The following is an 18,879-nucleotide window of genomic DNA, read 5'->3' on the forward strand; positions in this document are numbered from 1 at the left end:
CCAAAAATCATCGGACGTATTTCCCTATCGCGACCCCAGCCGCTCGTGTTTCACACTCGACTCGGGGGTCACTCCCTTCTGCCAGCGCTGAAATTCTTACCGTGATTTTTTTAGTTCAATAATATAAGGGCGACTATAGCGAGTTGTAGCGATTGCTATTTTTTTCTGATGTTAATCTTTACTTTTTTACGTGATAAGAAAAAAATATTCAGGGTTAAAACTGTGTAAGTTGGAAATAACTTTCTTCCTATTTGTAAGCTACATAGTTATTATTATGAGATTCAAAATAGTAATTACAAGTGGGATGTATTGTGAAACCTGTATTAAAAGCAATAGTGGTTGAACTTTAATTTAGTCTAACTTGAAAAACTGATTGTTGGCGATCGCTTCTTTTAGCGGTACCAAGTCTTTTATTTTTACTTTTTGTTCAAAAGAAGCAATGTGATTGTCATGGTGCACATCGGAGCCTACATAAGTATACATTCCTTTCTGTAGCAATTGTTCTGCTATTTTTGTAATTTCAGCACCATAATAACCCACTACTGACAATAAATTCAATTGAAATAAACAACCCGCTCTTTTTAGTTTTTCGTATTCGCTGAAATTATTATGGTAAAAGAGATAACGCTCTGGATGGGCTAAAACAGGAATATAGCCTGCCACCTGCAAATCAAAAAGTATGGAATATAATTGGATTGGCGCATTGATGTAGGACATTTCGACCAATACATAATTAGCTTTCAATGTTAATAATTCGTGAGATTGAAAAAGTTGTACAAACTGATCATCCATCAAATACTCAGCAGCAGCATTAAAGGGAACAGTGATTTTGTTTTTTTCTAATTCTAAAACAGTGGTTTCTTTATTGGAAAGGATTTGATCATGTGTGTTGTCCCAAACATACTGAATAATATGAGGTGTAGTAATAAACTGGGAAACTCCAAAACCCTGAAGTGCTTGTGTAAGCCGTAACGTATCCTCAAAAGTTCGAGCACCGTCATCAATACCCGGCAAAAGATGGGAATGAATGTCGATATGACCATCAGGAATTAAATCTTTGAGTACGGGTTTTGATTTGAATATTGTAAACATTACACAAAGGTAGAAAAAAATGTTTAGTGTTCAGTGATCAGGGATCAGTGTTCAGTGATCAGTATTCAGTGATCAGTATTCAGTGATCAGTGTTCAGTTTTCAGTAATCAGTTTTTAGTGATCAGTGTTCAGTGTTCAGTGTTTAGTTTTTAGTATTCAGTGTTCAGTGTTCAGTGTTCAGTGTTCAGTGGTCAGTGTTCAGTAATCAGTATTCAGTGATCAGTGTTCAGTGATCAGTGTTCAGTGATCTGTGTTCGGTGTTCAGTAATTAGTGATCAGTTTTTAGTAATCAGTCTCAGCTACCTATCATAAACGGTTTGTCAAGATTGTGATTTCTGTTTAATTTAAATGGTTTTAAGTTAATTAGTAGTCGGAGTTTTGAAGTTTTAAAATTATTAAGTTTTTTTTTTTTCAGGTAATTATTATTATAAATGTCTCGTATGGACTTTATTTATTGAGGATTTATAATTTAATTAGATTTGTGTATCACTAACTGCCACAACCTGCTTATTACTACTAATAATAAAAATTTCAAATTTTTCACCTAGTTAAGTGTTTCTTATCCTTTACGTAATTTATAGCGCCACCTTTTAAGATTAGTTCAATTTGGCGGTCACTTATGTTTAAGACGAGCGGAATTTCTATTTGCTTTCCAAGTACTTTCGCATTTAGAACTTCTCTATTTTTTATTGCTGACCTAATTCCTTCTACTCTTAGCAAATCCCCCTGTTCCAGTTTGTCAAAATCATCTTTATTTTGAAATTCGAAAGGAATAATGCCAAAGTTAATCAGGTTCTGCCAACCGATTCGGGCATACGATTTTGAAATTGTAAACAGCTGACCTAAATAGCGTGGGGCTAAGGCCGCATGTTCTCTACTTGAACCCTGCGCATAATTTTCGCCCGCTACCACACAAAAACCTATGTACTTATTTTGGTTTTCTATAGCCCGATTGTAGAAGTGCTGGTCAATCACATAATAGGAATATTTGCTGATTTCGGGAATATTGGAGCGCAGCGGCAATACATCGGCACCCGCTTTTAGTATTTCATCGGTAGAAATATCGTCTCCCATTTTTAAAAGAATGGGTATTTCCAATTCGTCTGGAAGTTCTCCAAATTCGGGTAGGGTTTTAATATTTGGCCCTTTGATCAATTCGACCGATTTTCCATTCGGGGCAATTAGCATTTGCTGATTCACTGTAATAGTATGCGGTTCTTCCCATTGCGGATATCCAATATTGAATAGTTTCTCCAGATCTCTGGGATCAGTAATTTTCCCTGTAAGTGCCGCCGCCGCAAGGGTTTCCGGGCTACACAGGTATACCTGATCATCAAGTGTTCCGGAGCGTCCGGTGAAATTGCGAGGCATTGTTCGGAGACTAATGCTATTGGTCGCTGGCGCCTGCCCCATACCAATGCAACCCATACAACCTGATTGATGAACGCGGGCACCGGCAGCAATCAAGGCAGCAAGGGCGCCCATCTCGGTCAGATTTTGTAATATCTGACGCGTGGAAGGGTTGACATCAAAGGAAACCTCCGGAGATGAGAATTGTCCTTTTACAATTTGGGAAACAATCCAGAAATCACGAAGTCCCGGATTGGCTGATGAACCCAATACCACTTGTGCTACTGGTCTGCCACTCACTTCTCTAACAGGAACTACATTCCCGGGGCTACTGGGAATTGCAATTAAAGGTTCTAGCTCTGATAAATTAATTTCTTCATTATGATCATAAGTAGCTCCTTCGTCTGCTTTCAATTCCAGCCATTGGTCTTCCCGTCCTTCTTTTCGAAGAAACTCTTTTGTGATTTCATCAGATGGGAATACCGAAGAAGTGGCCCCCATTTCGGCCCCCATGTTGGCAATTACGTGTCGGTCCCAAGCACTCAGGTGTTTCAGTCCCGGACCATAATATTCTAAAATATATCCTCGACCACCATTTACATCGTAACGTCTTAACATTTCTAAAATTACATCTTTTGCACTGACCCAGTCGGGCAATTTGCCTGTGAGTTTAATGCCCATGATTTTTGGCATCTTCACAAAATATGGCTCCCCGGCAGCTGCAAGAGCTACATCCAATCCACCGGTACCAATGGCCAGCATTCCTATCCCACCACCTGCGCAAGTATGGCTGTCAGAACCTAGCAGCGTACTGCCGGGTTTGCCAAATCGTTCCATATGCACGGCATGACTGATTCCGTTCCCCGGTCTGCTAAACCAATACCCAAAGCGGGCAGCAGCCGATTGCAGAAAAAGATGATCATCCATATTTTTGTAATCGGTCTGGAGTAGATTATGATCGACATATTGAACGGCGACTTCCGCTTTGGTTATTTCTAATTGAAAAGCTTCCAATTCAAGCATAATTAAGGTTCCGGTAGCGTCTTGCTGCAACACATGATCTATCTTTAATCCAATTTCGCTTCCCGGTTTCATTTCGCCTGAAAGAAGATGACTGCTAATCAATTTTTGGCTGATGTTTTGATTGTTCATAGTTCTTTTTTAGAGTAATTTTTAACGAGATACTTGTTTTATTATCAGTATTTTATGTGTTGTTTTGGAGCGTATTAAAGTTACTGATTTTTAACGTATGTTGCCTTGTATTTATTTCTTTTGTAACATTGTTTTTTATTGTATAAAAATTCCTGGTTCTCGATACCATTTTTGTTTCATTTCATAAAATTGCTGTATTCCACCAACCCTAAAGGGAGCCGAAAACTTGGGGCTTTCTCTTTAATTTTCGTTTTACCCTGACCCTAAATGGAGTCGAAAATGGAGTTATACTTTTATAAACCCACTCGAATTAATGAATGCGGTGTGCCTCTGGACCGTCACTTCGAGTGTTTTGACTTGAATGGATGTGTTTGAAGGTGCGGATTTGTTAAGTCAAAATGTATCGAGAAGTATAGGAAGTACAACGGTTCTCTATACGATTTTATAAAAACGCTGTCGCTAATTTATAAAATCAAGCGAACTGATACGATATGATTTAGAGTAGGGATTATCTATATAATTTTATCTAGTTACTTATATAGATACCAATGCAAAGTCTAATGAACTTGTACTTGGTCTGTTTTTTTAAATGCTGTGATAACTTTAGACTAATATCATCAAAGGGATATTTTTCCTTAAGACAAAAAACGCACCCCCTAACCCCTATAGCTCCAGTTATTATTTAATTTTGGAGTCGTTGAATCTTCGATTTCAAGAGGGGAATTCGACTCTGCTAACATTAAATTTTTAGTTGTTTTTTATATAAATAAGTCGATAATTTTATAAAAATGTAATCTGCATACAGTGATCTGATCACTGTATGCAGATTACAAATCGTAGTGTTCAGAATTTGGTTTTGAAGTTAGGGATTGTAACAGGCAATTATTGTATTAGTGTTGTGTTTTCGGTGTAGGAACTTGTGGTTTTTTCGTACTTGAATTGCAAAGCCGATGAACAGGAATGTCAGGTGCAGGTGGTTTCCTATTGGCTTAGTGGTTGCTAGTGTTATGGTTTGTTTGTCAGACTCTTTATTCAGTATTATTTCAGCGCTGTAACAGGTATCGTAACTGTCGTTCTCGTAATCCCAGTTGGCTGTCGCTGATGCTAAATGTACATGGGTGGCTTCTTCAGGCCAGTCTAAATGTTCCTTAGCGATGAAATCAGTGAAGGTGACTATTTGGTTTTTAGGACTGTGATGCTGCTTTATTTTAAGAACCTTTTCCAATGGTCTTAGTTTGTTGCTTTCAAAAAATAATAAAAATTCCTTACCATCAGTTGTTTTCAATCCTTCTGCCAGTGTTCGTTGTCCCTGCGGTTGGGTATTGTCTTCTTGGAGAATTTCGAAAAGTAGTTTGTTAGCCCTGCCAGCAACACTTCCGTCTTTTGCCAGTTTGTTGAAACGAACTGCCAGTTGACGAAAAAGGAATGATTTTTTTGAGCAGTGACCAAATTCCTGTCCTTGATTTCGTATCCTGTCGTAAATAGGATTGTTTTTAAATTCTGTGGACGTTACACCTGTTTTTCCTTTGGCTCTTGCATAATTGTTACCGTCTGCTGTCACTACAAAGTTTATGTCGTCTAATGTTCCTATGATTAAGAAGGGTGCTACTACTTTTGCCATGTTTTTTTTCGTTGTTCGTTTTTCGTGATTCGTTTTTCGTTCTTATATCAATATTTGAAATTTGAACTGCTTATTGAACAGGTGTTGCTATCTTAGAAAAGTACATCAGCCCAATTTTGCTGCTTTAAATCCTAGCCGATTATACAACGCAAAACATGTTCCATTTTAAGCCCTGAAAAGTCACAAAACTCCTCTATTGAGAGTAGTTGATGTGGTTCTTTATTCAAGTTGGTTTTGATCTTATGCAGATACAACCTTGCTTGTCTGTATGTTTTACCGGTAATACGTTGTACATCTTTTGGATAAATACACACCCTGATGTTACTTGCAATCACATTTTTAATTTTTAATAGCTTACCAAAGTCGGTGGACTTTGTTCTTGTAAAACCCGTCTAAGGGTTTTTATTCTGTATATGGGTGTAAAGTTATGAAAATTAATCACTTATGGATTGACTAAAATGGGTAATTGTAGGCCTTTTAGTACCATGATTGACATCGGCTTTTTGAAAAGTGATTTAATTGATTGAACCTTTGTTGAAATCATTCCCGATTTAGTTGCAACGAATATTCAGGATGAACGAGTAGTAAAATTATTTTCAAACTTAAATTTTAGTGATTATGGCAAGACAGAAAGGAATAATTAAATTGAAAGGTACTATTGGTGATATTACTTTTTACAAAACCAAAGATGGTCATTTGGCACGTGAAAAAGGAGGTGTTGATGCGAGCAGAATTGCAAGCGATCCAGCGTTCCAGAGAACACGTGAAAATGGCTCTGAATTTGGCCGAGCCGGAAAAGCAGGTAAAACTTTACGAACGGCTTTACGAACTTTACTTCTGAATTCTGCGGACAGCAGAATGGTGAGTCGCCTTACTCAAAGTATGATTAAGGTTATTCAGGCGGATTTAACTAACGAGCGTGGTTTGCGTAATGTCATTGATGGCGAGGCAGAATTGCTTGTGGGATTTGAATTCAATATCGGTGGAAAGCTGGGCACTACTTTATTTGTGCCATTCGTTGGCGAAATTGATCGGGTTAGTGGTTCTATTACTGTTGATTTTGATTCCTTTATACCTGCAAATATGATTGCAGCTCCAGGTGGAACCACCCATTTCAAAATTATATCAGCCGGTGCTGAAATTGATTTTGAAGCAGAAGTGTTTGTTACTGCCACTTCAGAAACGGGGATTCTTCCGTGGGATATGACTCCAACTTCCGCCATCAGTCATGCGAATGCGGTAACGCCCGGTAGCACAAAACCTTTGTTTCTGGCTCTTGGTGTTGAATTTTATCAAGAAGTAAATGGACGAATGTATCCATTGAAAAATGGTTCTTATAATCCATTGGCATTGGTACAAGTTAGCGGACTGTAAGATGGTTTTAGTACTTACCAGAACTTATTTCCCTGGGGGAACTAACGGGAAACTTGCTTGTGATGGTCAATTCATCTGTTGTACCATTGAACTTCCTTGGAGAGAAAATGAAAAGCGGGTTTCCTGTATTCCCGAAGGGTACTATTTATTGCGAAAGCGATACAGTCGGAAATTTCAATGGCATATTGAAGTGGTTGCCGTAAAAAACAGAAGTTCTATTTTGTTGCATCCTGCTAATAATGCCGCAAAGGAATTAAAAGGTTGTATTGCTCCTGTAACCCAACTTTCCGGGGTTGGTTTAGGTTTGCAGTCGCGAAAAGCTTTTGCTAAAGTAAAAAAATTAGTTTACGAAGCTTTGGAGCGATCTGCGATAGTTTCATTAATTGTTCAATCTTAAAATTTATACTTATGAATATTGTAAAAAGAGCTAAAGCTCCAGTTCCTAAATTTTTTAAAATGCTGCGAAATATCGGATTGACAATGGCTGCAGTAGGAGGTGTTATATTGACATCACCCATTGCCCTGCCTGTAGTGATCGGTTCGGTTGGTGGGTATCTGGCGGTTGTCGGAGGTGTACTGTCGGCAGTTAGTCAGCTTACTACGCCCTACGATGAAGACCCTAATCTAGTGCAGCATGACGGCGAGTAATCCTACCCTGATGGGTACTGCTGGTGGTACATTTTTGAGTGTTGTGCCGAATTTACATTCGGAGGATATTTTGAAAACTGTTTTATTGGCGGCTGTTGGAGCGATAGTCAGTTTTGGGATATCGATGGTGCTGAAATTTGTAATTAAGAAGTATAAGGAGTAGTTTAGTTTTTGTGAATAAGAATTAAGCAGATTAAAGCCCAAACCGAAAGGAATGGGCTTTTTTTTGTTTTTTAGGAAGGTTAGGAAATATGTTTACTGCTACTATTATTATTTATTGAAGATTTTTTTTTCTTTTAGCTCACTAAAATTTTATTTTAAGTAGTGTTTGCTTCGCCTGTTCGCTTCGCTCGGGTTTCTGAATCTTCGATTTGCCTTGATGCAAAAGAAACAAAAGATCAAGCCTCAATATTTTTATCCCAAAAATCATAGGATGCATTTCTCTATCGCGACCCCAAAATACTTTAAATATAATTTGAGAGGCTAGTAATATTAAGCTTTCGGAATTTTTTAAATTATTAGATTTGTAAATTAAAAATAAAACGAAAAGGATGCTTAGGTATCTTTTTTTGGTTTGTAGCGATACCGAATACTTGTCAATTCGGGATTAATAGTTGTCAATAACGGAGTAAGCTACTTTATTATGAAAGTTGAATTCCTATGCCTTTCTATATTTCAGGGATGGAATGGTAATGAAATAATTATAGTGATACTAATTACCCTCGTGCGAACTTATATAAGAGGAAAAATTTATGAGAGCAGAAGGTATTATAACGAGAATGACAGTTGGAGGTGAATAATTTTAATTGACTATATTTACTTGAAATTAAGACCCTTAAAGTTTTAGATAAGCTACTGTTAGATGTTATTTTTGATTAAATTGCAGTAATCAAATAAAATAATTTTCTTATATTTGCGTGGTAATTATGAAAACAAGAATAATAAATAAAGAAACTATAATTAAGTCTGTAACCAAAATGGTTTCAGATAAAGAAATTGTACGTTCCTATTTGAAAGGTAAAACTCCTCTTAATACGTTAACAGAAAAAGGAATTAAGTTTGCAAAACCTTTATAATTACACCTTCGACGAATTCACAAGCACTTATAGTTTTACCACCAAAAATAATATTATATATAGGATTGCTTTTTTAGTGGATGAAACTCTAAATTCGATTTCAACCAGCGATGTGTTAATTGAAAATGTTTATCAAATTGTTATAGAGAAGGTTAGCGATGCACTCGAGCCATTCGACCACTTAGTGTCCAAAACTATTGAAAATATAATTTGTGCTTTTTTTTCTAATGTCAACAATTCTCTAATATATATATGTTCAGACGATCAAGAAAAGGGAAAAATTCGGTTTAGTGTTTTTGACAGATGGTACAGGAATAGCTCATTTAATAATTTTGTTACTAAAATTGATAATATTATATCCTTTGATTCTGAAGGAATAAATTATAATCTGTACACTTCATTTTTATATCATAATAATAATCCGAATATTGATTATATAGTAACTACTTACAATGACATTGAAAAAGTTTTAAATTCTGATAAATAAAATTTAACTTAAACTTGCAGAACGCTTCTGCTTTTACTTCTTCTTTATTTTTCTAATGTTTTTTATTTAAAGACGGTCGTAGTTCGTGATTGCGATGCAGAAGTAATCGCTCAAGGTTCTAGATAATTTAATGGAGTTCGTGAATTTTCGATTTCGAAAGAAACAAAAAATATTCATGGGTTATTTTTTTCTTTTGTCTTGATTACTCACGCTTTAATAATTTATTGGACTTCGTGAATCTTCGATTTCGAAAGAAACAAAAAATATTCATGGGTTAATATTGTTTTTTTTGTATTCATGAATCTTCGATTTCAAGCCTCAATATTTTTATCCCAAAAATCATCGGACGCATTTCCCTATCGCGACCGCAGCCGCTCATGCTCCGCACTCGACTCGGGGGTCACTCCCTGCGGCCAAGGCTAAAATTCTTACTGTGATTTTTTGCTCTAAAAATATAAGGGCAAGTGGAGCGAGTTGGTTGCGATTGCTATTTTTTATTTGCAAGTAATTTTTTTCTTTTAGCTCACTAAAATTTTATTTTAAGTGGTGTTTGCTGAATCTTCGATTTGCCTTGATGCAAAAGAAACAAAAGATCAAGCCTGCATATTTTTATCCCAAAAATCATAAGACGTATTTCTCTATAGCGACCCCAGCCGCTCGTGTTTCACACTCGACTCGGGGGTCACTACCTGTCTCGTCCTGAAAAGAGTTTACATATTTATACTTAATCCTAAAATAGATTCACAATTTGACTGATTCGGTACTTGAATCAGGAGACAAAACTATTTGAAGGCTGCTCGAGTTGCAATTGGTGTGGTGTTTGATTCCCATATTGCATACTTTTTTATACTAATGCGGTAAATAAGTTTTGTATATACCGCAAAAATGCGGTGATTGATAGATGTAATCACCGCATATTATTTTATTTGCGGTAAATAAGTTTTATATTTACCGCAAAAATGCGGTAGATATGTATATTCATCAAAAAAATGATTGGCCAAAGTTCACTTGGAATGCAGATGTGATTACGCCGCTGCTAGGAAGCGTTAGACATAGGCAAGGCAAAATACTTGGCGTTATGCAAGGACTTGGGTTTCGATTGCAAGAGGAAACAGTGCTTCAAACATTGACTTTGGACGTACTAAAGTCAAGTGAAATTGAAGGAGAGCAATTGAATCCAGAACAGGTTCGTTCTTCCATTGCAAGGCGTTTGGGGATTGAGATTGCCGGTGCTGTTCCTGCTGAACGCGATGTTGAAGGTGTTGTAGAAATGCTATTGGACGCTACACAAAGATATGATGAGCCTTTAAGTGATGAACGTTTGTTTGGATGGCACGCTGCTCTTTTTCCGACCGGACGAAGTGGAATGTATAAAATAAAAATTGCAGCCTGGAGAGATGATGCCATGCAGGTTACTTCTGGTCCAATGGGAAAAGAAACTATACATTTTGAGGCACCAAGTGCTGATAAAGTACCGACAGAAATGAATACTTTTTTAGAGTGGTTTAATTCAAAGAAAGATATTGATCCTGTATTGAAGGCCGCTTTTGCCCATTTGTGGTTTGTTACCATACATCCATTTGACGATGGAAACGGACGTATCACAAGAGCTATAACCGATATGCTACTGGCTCGTGCCGACCAAAGTAAACAACGGTTTTATTCGATGTCGGCTCAAATTCAAGCTGAGCGTGATACGTATTATTCTATATTGGAAAGTACGCAAAAAGGTAATTTGGATATTACTGACTGGTTGGAATGGTTTCTTGATTGTTTGTTACGCTCTATGGCACAGACCGATGAAACTGTTGCTGCAACCTTAAAGCGTTCTCAATTTTGGGAAACTCACCGTGCTACCAACTTTAATCCACGTCAACAAAAAATACTTCAACTGCTGTTTGATGCTTTTTTTGGCAAGCTTACTGTTTCTAAATATGCCAAAATAACTAAAGTTTCTACCGATACCTCCCTTAGAGATATTCAAGATTTAATGGGTAAAGGTATTCTTGAGCAAGAAGGAAGCGGTAGGAGTACTTCGTATAAGTTGATTACTATTTAACCGTTTATTCTTTTTTAAATTGTTTGTTGAAGATGATACATTCGCACGAATACAATACTTATGTTTTGTAGCTAAATTGTCAGTTTTGACCATCTAATGTTCGATTTGGAATAAAAAGTAATAGTTCGAGGTCGGTAGATAATATGGGTGTTTTACGGGGGATACGACTTTTAAATAACTTACACTAAAATCACAATTTTAAAGATCAGTATAAAAAAATAAATGTTCCCTCAAAGAGAAACAGCTCACGTATTCCCCTCTTGAGAGGGGGTAGGGGTGTGTTTTTGTGGTTATAAATTCCTAAAAGTAAATAATCAGGAATATAATCCTTAAAGCTATAAAGGCGAGTTTAGCGAGTTGTTGCGATTGCTATTTTTTCGTTGAATACAATTTTTTCTTTTGCCTTGATGCAAAAGAAACAAAAGATCAAGCCTCAATATTTTTACACCAAAAATCATCGGACGTATTTCCCCATCGCGACCCCAGCCGCTCGTGTTTCACACTCGGCTCGGGGGTCACTCCCTGTGGCCAAGGCTAAAATTCTTACTGTCATTTTTTGCTCTAAAAATATAAGGGCGAATGGAGCGAGTTGGTTGCGATTGCTATTTTTTATTTGCAAGTAATTTTTTTTTCTTTTAGCTCACTAAAATTCTATTTTAAGTGGTGTTTGCTGAATCTTCGATTTGCCTTGATGCAAAAGAAACAAAAGATCAAGCCTGAATATTTTTAACCCAAAAATCATCAGACAAATTTCTCTATCGCGACCCCAGCCGCTCATGCTCCGCACTCGACTCGGGGGTCACTCCCTGCGGCCAAGGCTAAAATTCTTACTGTGATTTTTTGCTCTAAAAATATATGGGCAAGTGGAGCGAGTTGGTTGCGATTGCTATTTTTTCTTTGAAGACAATTTTTTTCTTGATTATTGTGCACATGAGTGTGAACGGGAGGTCGGAAGACCTCGAAGAGCAGGGTACAATTTGAAAGCTCAGTTTAAAAAAATAAATGTTCCCTCAAAGAGAAACCACTCGCGTATTCCCCTCTTGAGAGGGGTTAGGGGTGTGTTTTTGTGGTTATGAATTCCTAAAAGTTAAGTAATATCAGGAATATAATCCTTAAAAATATAAGGGCGAGTGGAGCGATTTGTTGAGATTGCTATTTTTTATCCGAAGATTATTTTTTTCGTCTTCACCCTTTTTTCAACTGGTTTTGATCTTCTGAAAAATTAAATAGAATTACCATGCTGCCTTTGAATGGATTGAACGAGGGCTCGTATTTTATATACCCTTTTTCGTTTAGTTCTTTTATGCATTTGTGATAGGTTGCCGTGGAACAAATTTTACTGATACGCATCACTTCTTCTCTAGTTATGCTTATTGGGTTTTGGAAATGGTTTATATTCCAATACTGGAATAATGTAATGTATAGACTGATGTGAGTAGGGTTGAGGTTCTGGTCTTGTATTATGCGGTCAAAGAAACCAGTGAGATGGTGTTTCATGTAATTCATTTGGGAGTGTTCGGTTTTTTAATATTTGGTTTTTTAGTGGTCAGTATTTAGTGGTCAGTGGTCAGTGTTCAGTATTCAGTGATCAGTAATTAGTATTCAGTGATCAGTGTTCAGTTTTCAGTGATCAGTAATCAGTAATCAGTGATCAGTAATCAGTGTTCATTAATCAGTGTTCAGTGATTAGTTTTCAGTGGTCAGTTGGCTCAAGGCGTCGTGTCCTCCTTTGTTGGAATTACAAAATGGAGGATATTGACGAATTATAATATATTTTTGGTTTGTTATTTTTTAGTGTGTTTTATCATCGTTTTGAAGCGTTCCCATCAATTCCATTGAAAAATTATCTCTTGCTTGAACGTAGGCTACTTTCGGAATTACTGTGGCACCCAGTTTTTTCTTTTCAAAAGTGGCTGAAAAACCAAAATCTATTTTTTTAAAATTTAGTTCCTTGGCGCGTTTAATTCCTTGATACAAAAGTTGTCTGTAAATCTGAAATTCTCTAACATAGTTATAATCCATTCCTATCAAAGAGGGAGAATAGGTATAGTTGCTGTTTTTATAACAAAAAAGCGTGCCCACTAATTGCCCCTGTTGTTGCTCATTGTCTTCATCTTTTAAATATAGCATTATAAATTCCCAATTTGGGTCGGTGACCATGGCTATAAATACGTTAGGAGGATAGGTAAAAGTGTTAAAGGCGAGATTATTGTTTTTTACGTTTTTATAGAGTTGATAGATCTGTTCCGTTTCTATTATAGTTAGTTCATTTTTTATTACTACATCAAAAGCCTTTTCAAAGGGAAGCACTTCTTCGATAAAATGGCGTTTAGAACGTGGGGAAAGTTTGTTGGTAAAGGCTTGTGGAGTGTCCCATTCCAGATTTTCAACCACACAGGAGTCGGGCATAGTAACTTTTAAGTAACCTTGATTATGGAATATGCGATTTAATTGTTCATTTTCTTCAAAGTCCCTTAATACTAACATATCAGCATTTAAATGATTGTAAAGAGTTTCTATCTCTTGCAATAGCATTAGAATAGCTTCTTCTATTAATGGATGTGATGTATTAAGATAGCAATGATTTCCTTCGGTGAATAAAGACCCCATTCCTAACACTTTAGAGGTTAGATATAAAGGATTTTTTATTCTTTCCTCTTCTAAATGCTTTGATATTGATTCTGTTGCCATCATGTCGTCTTTCCAAAGTCCATAAGTAAAAAAAGTGGCTATTAAAGGAATTTCATTTTTGTCCTTGATTATGTAGTAGTGGAAGTCCCATTTGTTTGCAGGTTCATCAGAATTGGCAAAAGCAACTTCTAAAAAATGAAGGCCCTCCCAATCAAATGTGCTTTGTTGTCCTAGTAACTCATTCCAAGTAGGTTTGTCCATTTTTGATATCGATGTTTCATATTTCAGTTGTAACGAGGATTTGTCAACTATTATGTCTATAGTAGTATGGGTCTCGACCGAACCAAATGCACTTTGTATTTTGCTTAAGCTATTTCCTGTTTCTTTGAGCACGATGGGTAAATACTTTTCTATTGCTTCGACTAATGCTTTTATTTCTTCTTTTTGGTTGTGTCTCGAAAGTGTGATGCGAATCCCTGTGTTTTGAACAGGAACCGCTGGATATATTGCAGGATTGACAAAGAATCCTTCTTCGAATAGGTTTTGAACTAATTTATAAGAAGTTATTGGTATTGCCGTACCAAGAAAAAACACCGGTGAATCGTTTTTGACTATTATTGGTAAAGCCGTTTTAGAAATTAATTCATTAAAATAGGCTATTTTTTCGGCTAGTTCCGATTGTAAAATGGTGATCTCTACAGACAGGTGGATATCTGCAGCAGCTATGGCAGCAGCTACCGAAGCTGGCTCCAGTTGTGCGGAGAAAGTTAGCGGGCCACCAAAAACTTTTATTTTTTCGCGAAGCTTTGCATTTGGACAAAGTAAAACGGCGCCACTGGCTCCAAATGTTTTGCTTAATGTCCCCATAATCATCACGTTGTCCGGTATTTCTTTGAGTACGCTTAACACGTAGCCCGTGCCGTTTTTACCCTTCCAACTCATCCCGTGGACGTCATCAAAATACAGATGCAGTTGTGGATATTTTTTACTAAGTTCCATTAGTGCTGCAATAGGAGCATAGTCACCAAACATGGAATAGACTCCGTCAGCCATATACCAAATTTTTTTGCATTTTGACATCAATTGTTTGATTTTATCTTCTAGCAAAACCATATTGCTGTGCTTAATCATTTCGACTGGAATACCTCTTAATTTGAGTAATTGGCAAGCAGTTTGAACACTCCAGTGGACCTGATGATCGAGAATGACTCCGTCTTCATCTCTCACCGCTGTTGGAATTACCGCCATATGACCGAGGGTACTGTTCTTGGTGATAATAGTAGGAATACCGTACATAGCCTCCATTTTAGCTTCTAGTTCTGCATATAGTGGATTTGATATGTAGGATTTAGATAATGGAAATTGGGTTCCAAATTTTTTTATGGCATCAATTGCTGCTTCTTTCAATCTGCTATCTTGCTCTAATCCAAGGTAACCTGTAGTTCCAAAATGGAACATTTCTTTGCCTTTTATTTGAATTGTTCTCCCATTTAAGGATTTATCCTCTGCATAAAGATGCATTACGCCCTCTTTTTTCGCTCCTGAAAATACTTCATCAACGGTATCAATAAAGTTGTTGTGTTTAATTTTTGCCATAGTGTAAGGTTTTGATTATTTTTATAAAAGTGAGTATAAAAAATTAGATATTTTGGCTTTTTTATGCGAAAATCCCTATATGACATGTAATACTCCCGAATTGACAACAATAATGAATAATTGTTGCTTTTTGTATAAAATTATTAGTATTTGTTAATTATTTATGAATAATATTTCATTTATTTGTGCTGTTTTACTTAATATTACCAAATGGATCTAGACGGCTTTGAGAATGAATTTGCCCGTTTTTGGATTGATGGGACTATTCTTTTTTTTATATATAAAGATAATGTCAGCATTAATTTAGAGGCTGCGGAATGTATTGTAGCTGATAGGATTCAGTTTCAAAATGATGTGGCTTATCCTATTTTTTGTGATGCCCGAGGCATTGTATCCATGGATAAACCAGCACGAGATTATTTAGCACAATCGGGTTCGTTGCTTATTAAAGCAGTTGGTTTACTGGTCAACGAACAAGTTTCTGTGATGGTAAGTTATTTTTATCTTAAAATTAATAAACCCAGTGTTCCTACCCGACTATTTACAGATCAATTGGCCGCGATAGCATTTGTTTCCAATTATATTTAGTTGTACTAAAAACTCTTTTTAAATGCTATGGTATTTCATGGAAGATAAAATTAATCATCAACGTATTAGGCCTATTCGCCAAATGTTGCTTGAAATGGCAGTAGGGAATTTCAGCTATCGTATTCAGCGGAGTACAGCTGATGATGAAGTGGAATCTTTAATATTGCTGTTGAATATGGTAGCCGAAGAATTAAAGTCCTCTTTTTCTCATCTGACTTATGTAAATCCACACAACAGCTATAGTTCCTATGTTCAGGCCAGTTTTATTGTAGATTCCAGTTGGATAGTAAAAAAGATAAGTACAGATGTATCTGTTTTATTGGGATACAGTCCAAAAATGCTTTATGGAGCCGCTTTTGAAATTATTTTATCAGAAGAATCCGCTGTGTCTTTTAATAGCATCAAGGAGAAATTGTCAAAGAATAGTAGTTATTCAGAAAACTTGGAGTTGGTTTTTGTAAGCCAAAACCAATTGCTTGTGCCTGCTTTTTGTAACATTTGCCGTTTTATGGATAGTACTAAAATATTAATTAGCTTAGTTACTACAATAGTTACTACAGCAGTTAGGGATAATGTTATTGCCGATGATTCTTCTGCTGTCCCTGTGATTCCAAGAAAAGAGTTCGTTTATCGTTTGTCCGATGTACAATTAATTCAGCAGGTTTACGATTATATTTTAATTCATATTGATAGTCCTTTACCAAATTTAAAAGAGCTATCTCATATTTTTGGTACAAATGAGTATAAGTTAAAATATGGTTTTAAACATTTATTTAAAACCACTATTTATCAATTTTATAATGTAGAACGCTTAAAAAAAGCACATTTGTTAATTGAGAATACTGGCATACCACTTAAAGAAATTGCCGCAATGAGCGGGTTTATAGATTACTCTAATTTTTCAAAAGCATTTAGGAAATCGTATGGCTATGCACCTAATAAAATTACAAGAAAGCAATAGCGACAGCCTTTTCTACTGCCTTAAATACGATGCTGTTTTATAATGGGTGTGTAAATAATACCTTTTTGACAACTAAATACTACCGATTTGCAAAGCCTTAGTCTTTTGTTTATCGGAATTTTATATCGGATTAAATTTAAATGTTTATCGATATGAAACTACGTGCAACAACTCAAATCATTCTTCTTAACAGTATCTGTCTGCTATATGTTGTATTGTTTATTTATGCGGCAGTGAGTAAATTGCTGGATTTTGAGCAATTTCGTTTGCAATTGGGACAATCACCTTTGGTCAGTGTTTTTGCGGGTTGGGCCGCAGTGGGTGTGCCGACAGTTGAACTTTTTATTTCCTTACTTTTGATTTTTCCTAAATTTCGTCTTGCGGGACTTTTTGCTTCCTTTAGCCTCATGGTGATGTTTACTACTTATATCATTATCATTTTATATTTTAGTGCTTTTATTCCTTGTTCTTGCGGTGGTATTCTTGAAAAAATGAACTGGACACAGCACTTGTTTTTTAATATTGGCTTTATAGTTGTAGCTATTTTTGGATTAGTTTTAAGCAGAGAGCCGGTTTATTTTGAGGTTAATTCTGTCCAAAAGGAACCTGTAAATTTCTTGTTTTTTTTTAAGAAACGTAATGCTTTAATTCTGTCCATTTGTTTTTTATCCAGCGTATCGCTAGTCGTTTTATTGTATGCTTTATCGGAGCATTCCATACATCGTAATAACAGTTTTTTGCGCAGGTATCCACATCATCCCGTAACTCAGTTAAACGGCTTACCTATTACGTATAACTCTTATTATATCGCGGGTGTCGCAAATGATCGTATTTATCTTGGAAATGTCACTGCACCGTTACACCTGTTAAGTATCGATACCAGCCTCCATGATGTGAAACCAATACGTCTTCGATTGGAGAGACGACATAATTATACTTTTTCGGCTGTTCAGATACGCATAAATGCCCCCTATTTTTACCTTATTGATGGAACGGTACCTATTATTTTTAAGGGCACCATATCTGAGTGGTTTGGAAGACCTTTAGTTAAAGAGAAAAAATATTTTTCCCTATTGGAGCCTATGGATTCTAATCATTTTGCTTTAAGAAGTATGAATCCGTTTACCAATGAGTATGTACTGGGGACACTCTTTACTAATGATAGTTTTCATCTGAAATTGGCACCTCATTTACTTCAAAAACAAGTTGATGGTACCTTTGATACTGATGGTATGCTTACTTATAATAAGCAGCTCCAGCAACTGATTTATGTGTATTATTATCGCAATGCATTTGTTGTTGCCGACCGGAATTTGCAGACAGTGTATCGTGGTAAAACTATTGATACCGTCAGTCATGCTTCTATAAAAGTCGCATATCTGCATACCAAGAAGGAAAAAAAGCTTGTGATACAGCCACCAATGATTCAATTGTTTAGTACTTCTGCAGGGAAATATCTTTTCGTCATATCGAATCGTCTTGGTCGTTATGAGCCTGAAGCAATGTTAAAAGAAGCGTCTATAGTTGATGTTTATAATTTGCAAAAGCAAACCTATGAGTTCAGTTTCTATTTATATAATTACAAGAACGAGAAAGTAAAGAGTTTTAAAGTTTATGGGAATTTACTCATAGCCCTGACGGAACACTATATTGTTACTTATAAATTAAAAGCCAATAGTTTTGATTTTACCCTTCAGGATTAATGATTTCCCTGACACGTAATTCTATCCATTTTTGTGTTTTTTCACGCTGCAAAAAGCACGGAGTAAGTTTGAATGTATCTCTTTTGAAAGGGTAAATTGTTAGAGTACATGCTTGGAATGATGACTCACGAATGGTTATAATCAGATTCAACAAATAAAAATATATATGATATACCGGCCAGTATCAGGGGAAGATCGAAAACCTGTAAAATAGAGTAGATCCTCATGTTTAAATTTTATTATTATGAAAACTAGAATTTTAAAAACAGTTCTACCTGTGGCAGCGATTATGTTTGCCATTGCAGGTGCTTTTGCCTCACAAACTTCAGGTAAGGGAGTTTTGGCAGTACAAACGGGTTATATTGATGCTCCATCACCATGCAGTGAAGCTGTAACCTGTAATACAAATGTTGGACCGCTGTGCACCCTTTTGGTCAATGGGATTCAACGTCAGGCCTACGGCAAGATTAATCCTCAGGATTCAAACTGTACGAAGGTTCTTTACAGAAATAATTAAGAACTTTTAAATTAATGATTAAAG

Annotated in this window: 16 protein-coding genes; 11 read left to right on the top strand and 5 right to left on the bottom strand. The window is 36.2% G+C overall.

Annotated features, from left to right (window positions below):
• Positions 1-351: 351 nt before the first annotated feature.
• The 3 genes from BUC23_RS11655 to BUC23_RS11665 all read right to left on the bottom strand — a co-directional run bounded on the left by BUC23_RS11655 (position 352) and on the right by BUC23_RS11665 (position 5,215).
• The gene (locus BUC23_RS11655; RefSeq protein ID WP_073209621.1) at positions 352-1,092 is read right to left on the bottom strand and encodes a tyrosine-protein phosphatase; all 741 of its coding nucleotides are present in this window, start codon (positions 1,090-1,092) and stop codon (positions 352-354) included.
• A gap of 540 nt (positions 1,093-1,632) precedes the next feature.
• Positions 1,633-3,594 (bottom strand): aconitate hydratase, encoded by a 1,962-nt coding sequence (locus BUC23_RS11660; RefSeq protein WP_073209623.1) that lies wholly within the window; start codon positions 3,592-3,594, stop codon positions 1,633-1,635.
• A gap of 862 nt (positions 3,595-4,456) precedes the next feature.
• On the bottom strand, positions 4,457-5,215 hold the full coding sequence (locus BUC23_RS11665; protein ID WP_073209625.1) for a hypothetical protein: 759 nt from the start codon (positions 5,213-5,215) through the stop codon (positions 4,457-4,459).
• Between the two features lie 618 nt (positions 5,216-5,833).
• On the opposite strand from BUC23_RS11665, the gene BUC23_RS11675 reads away from it, so the two are divergent.
• The 7 genes from BUC23_RS11675 to BUC23_RS11695 all read left to right on the top strand — a co-directional run bounded on the left by BUC23_RS11675 (position 5,834) and on the right by BUC23_RS11695 (position 10,859).
• On the top strand, positions 5,834-6,589 hold the full coding sequence (locus BUC23_RS11675) for a hypothetical protein (protein WP_073209629.1): 756 nt from the start codon (positions 5,834-5,836) through the stop codon (positions 6,587-6,589).
• Between the two features lies 1 nt (position 6,590).
• A complete protein-coding gene (locus BUC23_RS11680) occupies positions 6,591-6,986 on the top strand; it encodes a DUF5675 family protein (RefSeq protein WP_073209630.1) in 396 nt (131 codons plus the stop codon).
• 11 nt (positions 6,987-6,997) lie between these two features.
• Entirely contained in the window at positions 6,998-7,237 is a 240-nt protein-coding gene (locus BUC23_RS11685; protein WP_073209632.1) for a hypothetical protein, read from the top strand.
• The gene (locus BUC23_RS17355) at positions 7,224-7,400 is read left to right on the top strand and encodes a hypothetical protein (protein ID WP_167365580.1); all 177 of its coding nucleotides are present in this window, start codon (positions 7,224-7,226) and stop codon (positions 7,398-7,400) included. The genes BUC23_RS11685 and BUC23_RS17355 overlap by 14 nt, the downstream gene beginning before the upstream one ends.
• A 763-nt stretch (positions 7,401-8,163) precedes the next feature.
• Complete coding sequence (locus tag BUC23_RS17530) at positions 8,164-8,313, top strand: hypothetical protein (protein ID WP_167365581.1); 150 nt, start codon at positions 8,164-8,166, stop codon at positions 8,311-8,313.
• The gene (locus BUC23_RS11690; protein ID WP_073209634.1) at positions 8,297-8,800 is read left to right on the top strand and encodes a DUF6169 family protein; all 504 of its coding nucleotides are present in this window, start codon (positions 8,297-8,299) and stop codon (positions 8,798-8,800) included. Before BUC23_RS17530 ends, BUC23_RS11690 begins: the two co-directional genes overlap by 17 nt.
• 970 nt (positions 8,801-9,770) lie before the next feature.
• A complete protein-coding gene (locus BUC23_RS11695) occupies positions 9,771-10,859 on the top strand; it encodes a Fic family protein (protein WP_073209636.1) in 1,089 nt (362 codons plus the stop codon).
• Positions 10,860-12,044: 1,185 nt separating this feature from the next.
• On the opposite strand, the gene BUC23_RS11700 is transcribed toward BUC23_RS11695, so the two are convergent.
• Positions 12,045-12,356 carry a hypothetical protein gene (locus BUC23_RS11700; RefSeq protein WP_244153801.1) on the bottom strand — a complete coding sequence of 104 codons (312 nt, stop codon included), beginning with the start codon at positions 12,354-12,356 and terminating at the stop codon, positions 12,045-12,047.
• Positions 12,357-12,650: 294 nt separating this feature from the next.
• Positions 12,651-15,086 carry an aminotransferase class I/II-fold pyridoxal phosphate-dependent enzyme gene (locus BUC23_RS11705; protein WP_073209638.1) on the bottom strand — a complete coding sequence of 812 codons (2,436 nt, stop codon included), beginning with the start codon at positions 15,084-15,086 and terminating at the stop codon, positions 12,651-12,653.
• A 210-nt stretch (positions 15,087-15,296) separates the two neighbouring features.
• Between BUC23_RS11705 and BUC23_RS11710 the strand changes: the two genes are divergently transcribed.
• From BUC23_RS11710 to BUC23_RS11725, 4 genes are all read left to right on the top strand, one after another.
• Complete coding sequence (locus BUC23_RS11710; RefSeq protein WP_073209640.1) at positions 15,297-15,674, top strand: DUF7793 family protein; 378 nt, start codon at positions 15,297-15,299, stop codon at positions 15,672-15,674.
• Between the two features lie 22 nt (positions 15,675-15,696).
• Entirely contained in the window at positions 15,697-16,635 is a 939-nt protein-coding gene (locus tag BUC23_RS11715; RefSeq protein ID WP_084538340.1) for an AraC family transcriptional regulator, read from the top strand.
• A gap of 152 nt (positions 16,636-16,787) precedes the next feature.
• A complete protein-coding gene (locus BUC23_RS11720) occupies positions 16,788-18,338 on the top strand; it encodes a DoxX family protein (RefSeq protein ID WP_073209782.1) in 1,551 nt (516 codons plus the stop codon).
• 244 nt (positions 18,339-18,582) lie between these two features.
• Positions 18,583-18,855, top strand: a complete 273-nt coding sequence (locus tag BUC23_RS11725; RefSeq protein WP_073209643.1) for a DUF6520 family protein — start codon at positions 18,583-18,585, stop codon at positions 18,853-18,855.
• The last annotated feature ends 24 nt before the right edge of the window (positions 18,856-18,879 follow it).

Source organism: Flavobacterium xinjiangense (genome assembly GCF_900142885.1).
In the GTDB taxonomy this organism is placed as follows: domain Bacteria; phylum Bacteroidota; class Bacteroidia; order Flavobacteriales; family Flavobacteriaceae; genus Flavobacterium; species Flavobacterium xinjiangense.

Excerpts from the sequence above, each read along its gene's own strand:
- BUC23_RS11660 (WP_073209623.1), bottom strand. The coding sequence starts at position 3,594 with ATGAACAATCAAAACATCAGCCAAAAATTGATTAGCAGTCATCTTCTT.
- BUC23_RS11715 (WP_084538340.1), top strand. The coding sequence starts at position 15,697 with ATGCTATGGTATTTCATGGAAGATAAAATTAATCATCAACGTATTAGG.
- BUC23_RS11675 (WP_073209629.1), top strand. The coding sequence starts at position 5,834 with ATGGCAAGACAGAAAGGAATAATTAAATTGAAAGGTACTATTGGTGAT.
- BUC23_RS11655 (WP_073209621.1), bottom strand. The coding sequence starts at position 1,092 with ATGTTTACAATATTCAAATCAAAACCCGTACTCAAAGATTTAATTCCT.
- BUC23_RS11710 (WP_073209640.1), top strand. The coding sequence starts at position 15,297 with ATGGATCTAGACGGCTTTGAGAATGAATTTGCCCGTTTTTGGATTGAT.
- BUC23_RS11705 (WP_073209638.1), bottom strand. The coding sequence starts at position 15,086 with ATGGCAAAAATTAAACACAACAACTTTATTGATACCGTTGATGAAGTA.
- BUC23_RS11685 (WP_073209632.1), top strand. The coding sequence starts at position 6,998 with ATGAATATTGTAAAAAGAGCTAAAGCTCCAGTTCCTAAATTTTTTAAA.
- BUC23_RS11720 (WP_073209782.1), top strand. The coding sequence starts at position 16,788 with ATGAAACTACGTGCAACAACTCAAATCATTCTTCTTAACAGTATCTGT.
- BUC23_RS11725 (WP_073209643.1), top strand. The coding sequence starts at position 18,583 with ATGAAAACTAGAATTTTAAAAACAGTTCTACCTGTGGCAGCGATTATG.
- BUC23_RS17530 (WP_167365581.1), top strand. The coding sequence starts at position 8,164 with ATGAAAACAAGAATAATAAATAAAGAAACTATAATTAAGTCTGTAACC.
- BUC23_RS17355 (WP_167365580.1), top strand. The coding sequence starts at position 7,224 with ATGACGGCGAGTAATCCTACCCTGATGGGTACTGCTGGTGGTACATTT.
- BUC23_RS11665 (WP_073209625.1), bottom strand. The coding sequence starts at position 5,215 with ATGGCAAAAGTAGTAGCACCCTTCTTAATCATAGGAACATTAGACGAC.
- BUC23_RS11695 (WP_073209636.1), top strand. The coding sequence starts at position 9,771 with ATGTATATTCATCAAAAAAATGATTGGCCAAAGTTCACTTGGAATGCA.
- BUC23_RS11700 (WP_244153801.1), bottom strand. The coding sequence starts at position 12,356 with ATGAAACACCATCTCACTGGTTTCTTTGACCGCATAATACAAGACCAG.
- BUC23_RS11680 (WP_073209630.1), top strand. The coding sequence starts at position 6,591 with ATGGTTTTAGTACTTACCAGAACTTATTTCCCTGGGGGAACTAACGGG.